6 protein-coding genes are annotated in these 6,198 nt (G+C 40.1%); all 6 read right to left on the bottom strand.

The window, feature by feature from the left end:
* Positions 1-107: 107 nt before the first annotated feature.
* Genes HDC92_RS16205 through HDC92_RS16180 form a run of 6 tightly spaced genes read right to left on the bottom strand, consistent with a single transcriptional unit; the run spans position 108 to position 6,123 of the window.
* Positions 108-284 (bottom strand): hypothetical protein, encoded by a 177-nt coding sequence (locus tag HDC92_RS16205; RefSeq protein ID WP_183875991.1) that lies wholly within the window; start codon positions 282-284, stop codon positions 108-110.
* Positions 285-286: 2 nt separating this feature from the next.
* Positions 287-2,641 (bottom strand): glycoside hydrolase family 2 protein, encoded by a 2,355-nt coding sequence (locus HDC92_RS16200; RefSeq protein WP_183875989.1) that lies wholly within the window; start codon positions 2,639-2,641, stop codon positions 287-289.
* A gap of 6 nt (positions 2,642-2,647) precedes the next feature.
* Positions 2,648-4,258 carry a right-handed parallel beta-helix repeat-containing protein gene (locus tag HDC92_RS16195; RefSeq protein ID WP_183875987.1) on the bottom strand — a complete coding sequence of 537 codons (1,611 nt, stop codon included), beginning with the start codon at positions 4,256-4,258 and terminating at the stop codon, positions 2,648-2,650.
* Between the two features lie 34 nt (positions 4,259-4,292).
* A complete protein-coding gene (locus tag HDC92_RS16190; RefSeq protein WP_183875985.1) occupies positions 4,293-5,315 on the bottom strand; it encodes a hypothetical protein in 1,023 nt (340 codons plus the stop codon).
* 41 nt (positions 5,316-5,356) lie between these two features.
* Positions 5,357-5,635 (bottom strand): hypothetical protein, encoded by a 279-nt coding sequence (locus HDC92_RS16185; protein ID WP_183875983.1) that lies wholly within the window; start codon positions 5,633-5,635, stop codon positions 5,357-5,359.
* Positions 5,636-5,652: 17 nt separating this feature from the next.
* Positions 5,653-6,123: a MauE/DoxX family redox-associated membrane protein gene (locus HDC92_RS16180; protein ID WP_183875981.1), complete on the bottom strand. Its 471-nt coding sequence runs from the start codon at positions 6,121-6,123 to the stop codon at positions 5,653-5,655.
* Positions 6,124-6,198 lie beyond the last annotated feature (75 nt).

Below are 6,198 nucleotides of genomic sequence, written 5' to 3'. Positions count from 1 at the left end.
TGATGAAAGCTATACCTAAATTTACCTAACTTTTCAAACTGTTCCATTTTTTGTTATATAGAATCAACTTAACTAACCATCCATAGGTGGAATATCTTATTCATCTACTAATTCGCTGAAATGGCCTGGGCAATATTTGAAAATGCAAACTTATCCAGTTCAACCATTTTAGCCAGTTTCTTAAGCTCTTCAGCACTAATGACCTGGTATACTTTCAGCATCTTTCCATCCGGATAACTTACGCTCGCAAACAACTTTTCTTTTCTGATTTCTTTCTTCCCCATGCCTATTTATGCTGGTCAATTGCCGCCTGAAACATTGTCCGCTCTTTCTCGCTTAGATTTGTGCCGTATTTAGCGAGGTATTCCGTAGCTACTGGGACGTATTCCGTCCAGTTCTGGGTATTGTAGTAATCTACTGTTTTAGCCCGCAAAAGAATCTCTTCACCTGCTGCACCATAACCCGCTACAGCTTTGCCGATTTCATCCCAACTTGCTTTTTTCTGCATCAACGGTTCCATTTCGCCTTTAAAAATTAGGTTCATCATCGTCGTAGTATATTTTCTGTCGCCGAGCACTTTTTTAAAGTCCGCCTCGTTCTTGATCATCAGTTGAAAACCTGTGTCCTTAGTGCTCTTGGTAAATTGAGCTACCGAGTTGACATCATCTTCGCTCAGCGGGGATTTCATCGTGGCAATGTATTCCGAACCAATCAACGCAGCTCCGGGTTTGTCGCCTGCCTGAGTGGACATCATCGCCAGTTGCTTTAAAAATGCCTCATCTTTTTTACCATCAATATATTGCTGGAACATTCCACTATAAATCTGTGCAGGCTCCGTCAAATCTGCATCCTTTGCCGTTACGTTGGGGATAATACCCATAATAGGGTTTAAAACCGAATGAATTTTGCGCAACTCCGCAAAGGGGATTTTTACTACCTCTCTATCGTAGGTCATCAATCCATTTTGTTCCCCCTCGACGTCAAACGGCTGGGTATAGATCGAACCCGATAAGCCATCTTTATGGAACAATTGCAGGTGCTGGTTCATAATGGTGTATTTCGCTTTCAGCGCCGCTGGTTTTTCCTGAATGTATCCCCATGCCGAACTGGTCAGCCATTGGTGATTGGGAATAAACACCCCAATACCTCCAAACTCACCGCAAATTCTTGCCTTACCATCTTGTTTGATGCTATTCATCGGATCTGGATAGGCATGTACATCGGTCATATCTGCGCCTACATAAGCATTCGGTGAAGGGGAACGCAATATTTCGTTCACGTAAAGCAATTCACCGGAATGGCCGTTCACGATCCTTGAAGGGTCAGTTGTCTTGATCCATTTGGTCAGACGTTCCTGATCATACTGCCCCCATTTCTCATTGAACAATACCCAGGTTGTAATTGAAGGATAGTTGTGCAGTTGCCTTAATATTTCCGCAGAACCAGCCTCAAACGCAGCTTTACTTCCTTCAGGTAACCGCTGGTTCGGATTTACCATATCCTGCCACACGAGCATACCCAATTTGTCCGCGTGATAGTACCACCTGGCAGGCTCCACTTTAATGTGTTTACGGATGGTGTTGAAACCCATAGCCTTGATTGCCTTGATGTCAAAAGCTAGTGCTTCATCTGTTGGAGCAGTATACAGCCCCTCTGGCCAAAACCCTTGGTCCAGGGTTCCCAGGTTGTAGTAAGGCTTGTTATTCAGCATAATGCGCTCAACGCCCTTTTCATCCTTAGCTACCGAAATCTTACGCATACCAAAATAAGATTTAACAACATCACTGCCCAGCTTCGCGGTAAAATCATACAAATAGGGGTTTGCTGGAGACCAAAGTTTCAACTCTTTAACCGGAACAGGAATCACGGTATTGGACATCCCTTTAATAATCCTACCATCAATAGTCAATTCCACGGCTGATTTTGTGGAAGAGTTTACACTGATGTTAACCTGTGATTTGTCGATGTCCGGTGTAATGGTTAAGCTGCTAATACTTGCGGCCGGAACCACTTCCATCCATACCGTTTGCCAAATGCCTGAACTAGGTGTATAATAAATATTTGCCGGATTTAGCACTTGCTTACCATGAGGCCCAACACCCTGATCGCTGGGGTCCAATACCTTGACTACAATTTCATTCGAGCCATCCTTTAATGCCGCTGTTATATCATAGCTAAACTCCGTGTATCCACCAGAGTGTTTACCGACTTCCAATCCGTTGACAAACACTGTTGCTTCATAATCCACCGCACCAAAATTCAGCATCACACGTTCTCCCCCCGAAGTAACCGGACGTACGAAAGAGCGCTTGTACCATAAATTTTGTGTAGGCAGCAAAGGCTTTTTCACTCCTGATAGTGCCGATTCGATCGGATAAGGCACCAAAATTTGGCCTGAATACTCAGAGGGTTTTGTAACATCCTTTTCGGTGATTGCATAGTCCCAGAGCCCGTTAAGATTTGTCCAATTTCCCCTCACGAGCTGTGGCCTTGGATATTCCTTCAAGGCATTTGCAGGAGAAACTTCATTTGCCCACCTGGTTTGTATGGGCACATTTTGCATTTTGTAATTATTTTGAGCTGTAACCGAAAGGGAGAACCCTAACAATCCCACTGCCGATAAAAATTGATTGATTTTCATTATAAATTAATTATTTCTTTGTTGATTTTTTTGTATGATCAAGGGCTTCGCCTGTTCCTTAAATTTGTTTCGTCTGGACTTGACTGGCAAAGCTGCGTTCTGATATATGGCCAGGCCATAACCGATCAACAGATCCTCCTGATCCATAGTATGCATTTTTGACCTCATTGGTTGGACGCCCATGCCGCCAGCAAATGTGTTTGCAATAAAGACATTATTGCCCCCGAAGATCCGTTTCACTTTATGAATCTCGGTGCTGTGCGGTTTAAAGATCGGCGTTACTCTATCCTGTGGCGCGCGAGAAATCAAGCCCGCAAAATAGTTCTTACGATATGTTCCTCCTTCAGACCAGTCCCTCAGAGAAAATGCCGACGAAAATAGATTTCCTTCCACCATATATGGCCCGTGATTTACTTCAGCGAAGAAGTCAACATAATCATTGTTTTCAAATACGTTATCAGACACATTGGCGCCTTGTGCCATCCAGTCCAGCCAAAGGCCAATAAAAGAATTATATACATGGTTACCTTTAATCACCATATCGACAGCCGCGTGAAACTTTATCCCAGCCATCTCCGCGCCATAAAAATTCCGGCGTGTGTAAACATCATGCACTTCATTATCCAAAATTTGGCTGTAGGCCGCCCCAAAACTGCCGCATATTCCTGCTGCGCCGCAGTTAAAGATCTTATTCCGGCGAACAATGTGAGAGCCAATATTGTCTTTATTCCATCCAGCATCTATCACTCGGAGGATCATTTCATTATAAAGATCGGCTCCGTCCTTGCTCATATCCGCTGACCATACATTTTGACCGGAAGCACGATCTTTGCCCAATGTAATTCCCACACATTTGCTATCCGAGATCACATTATCTTCAATGATCCAACCTTTGCTCCAGTTTGTACCAATTAGCCCAATCTGCTCTGCTGTGGGAGCGGCCCACTGAGTGGCAGCCTGGCTCATATGAAAACCCTGAACTTTGATATAATTCACTCCAGTTTTAGCAGGGTAAAAGCAAGAAGGACGCACCGTGATTTCTACAAGCTCCTTATTTGGATCAAGATCTCCGAAATTCGCTGTAATTATCGTTTGGCCATTTTCCGATTTGCAATTCCAACTTACATGTTCTTGCAGCGCTTTGCCATTTAGGAATATTTCACCTCTATGAAGCGGCCTCATTGGAAAGAACCAGTCTCCATAAATAAGCACTTTGTAGGGATTGTAATCGCCAAAGTATGAATCAAGAAAACAAATTTCCCATGTACCTTGTGTAATAAGTCTTTTCCATCCCTTTGCAATTTCAGAGCCTTTAATTTCTACCCTTTCACCTACAGCAGCCCGGTAGACAATTCTTTCATTATTAGACCTTCCACCTAAATATGGCGCTACCAGTTCACGGTATACACCCTCATGAACGATAACTACGTCTCCAGGATTTGTAACGGTCGTAGCGCGACTAATGGTTTTAAAAGGACATAGTTTTGATCCAGAACCTTTATCAGAGCCGTTGGTAGATATATGGTATTCCACTGCGAACGCTCTAAAAACCCAACAATAAACAAACACATTAATACAAATAATTTTTTTTGTAAAGTTCGACGTGAATAGTAACATACAATTTTATTAAGCATACATTAAGTACTAAATGTTAGAATTTCAGAAGAAATTGATATAGGTATGTTTCATATAAGACATACAATTTATTCCCAAGGACTTTGAAGTCAATCATTCGCTCCTTATCAAGCATAGGTATATAAAAGCTAAATATATATCCACCATCTTTGATAGAATAGACATCTAAAACAGCATTCTTCTCGAATGTAGATTTCAATTCATTATCCGCCCTGATACTGGATTGGATTATTACCCATTTGCTGTTGCAACTGACCTTCTTATTAATAACATTAGCGGAACCTGAGATTGTTGTAGTTCGTTTTGATTCTATTTTTATAGATTTTATTTTTCGATTTCCAATTGTATCAATTGTTTTGCTTTCATACTTCATTCTTAGATTAGTGTCTAAGCAGATGAATTTATTATGATAATAAAACATATAAATTATTGAAGAACTCTTAGGTACACCTGCTAATATGCCATCGTTATCAAAAACATCATAATTATTTGTTCCCAAAAAGCGCGTAAATAATACCTTTTCGTTTCGAAATTTTATGAGGCTGATTCTCTCACCTTGTTGAATTGTCTGCAGCAAATAACTATTATTTCCAATTGCAATACCATTAACGAATGGTGGAGTTTTAACGAATCTATTAAACTCCAATTGACTTTGGTTTCCTGATAAGATTATCCGTCCAACGCCATCAAACAAATAGGAAGTTGAATCATGAACGTTTAGGAACATGCCTTTATAAAGCCCCATTGGTCGAGCAATACTACGATAAGAGTAAGCGGTATCTTTAATATTGGAACCTACTTTCATAAGTTGGAATGGGAAACGTCTATTACCTAAAAATAAGTCTTTTTCACTGTTCCCGGCGAAGTAAGATCTATCGCTTAGTTTTAAGAAACCCTGACCTATTAAAAGATGCGAAGGGAATTTTCTTAGAAATCCGCCACTAGCCTTAATATCCCATTTTGACAAGAAATGCAATAATAAAATAATGCCCATTCCAAAAATCGAACAGCAAATCAGTTTAAATATTTTAACTCTCATTTTAAAAAAGGGTATACCGCTTTGCGGTATACCGGTTTAGGTTAAGGCCATTGAGGTTTGTAAAGCGGAACGGTACAAGGGTAAACACCAGTCCCGAAATCCACATATAACAATTCGTTGGTACCTGTTTGAGGGTAATAGAATGTACATTGCGGTCCTGTATTGTACTCAGAACAGTTATCATCTGCCGGTATATAGTTCCAACATTGATTGGGGTTGTAAGGGCTAAACATTGATGCATTACTAACCACCGCGGGTTTGAAAGCGAAGGACCCAATTAGTGCCAAAGCAATACAACCTGCATAAATTATCTTTTTCATAATTTTCTTATTAATTGTTATATGCCTACTATATTTGGGGTTTTCGGCTTCTCCCCATTATTGCGCAATAATGTCTTGATCGGTTGAATAATGATCGCCAAAAATGCCATCGTTATGAAAATCATATTAAACCAAAGATGTTGTGACCAGCTCATTTTCTCTAGTACACCTCCACATGAACACGGAATATCTTTGGAGAAATTTATTATAAAAAATATATATGATGTAAAAATCACCATAATCGTAAATGACAAGTATAGAGCCAGTGTTCGCGTTTTGTCAAATAGTAAAAACATTACAATTACTAATTCCATTAACGGTACTGTGTATGCAAGTAGATAAGCATATGCTTGTATCAAGGGTGACTTACCAATTTGAGTATAAAAATTTGCAATGTCAGATAATTTACTGACAGCGGAATACACAAATAATACTATGAATAATATAACAGTCACTTCTACAATAACTATACTTATCAATCTTTTCATAAATGGCACTTTATTTCACAGTTTTAAGAGCAAGACAAGGTTCAATATTTTAAATATATCTCATGAATGCTTCGA

This window comes from Pedobacter sp. AK017 (assembly GCF_014200825.1).
Classification (GTDB): Bacteria; Bacteroidota; Bacteroidia; order Sphingobacteriales; family Sphingobacteriaceae; genus Pedobacter; species Pedobacter heparinus.
Note: the sequence above shows the minus strand (reverse complement) of the source record. Positions and strands in the feature narration are given on the sequence as shown.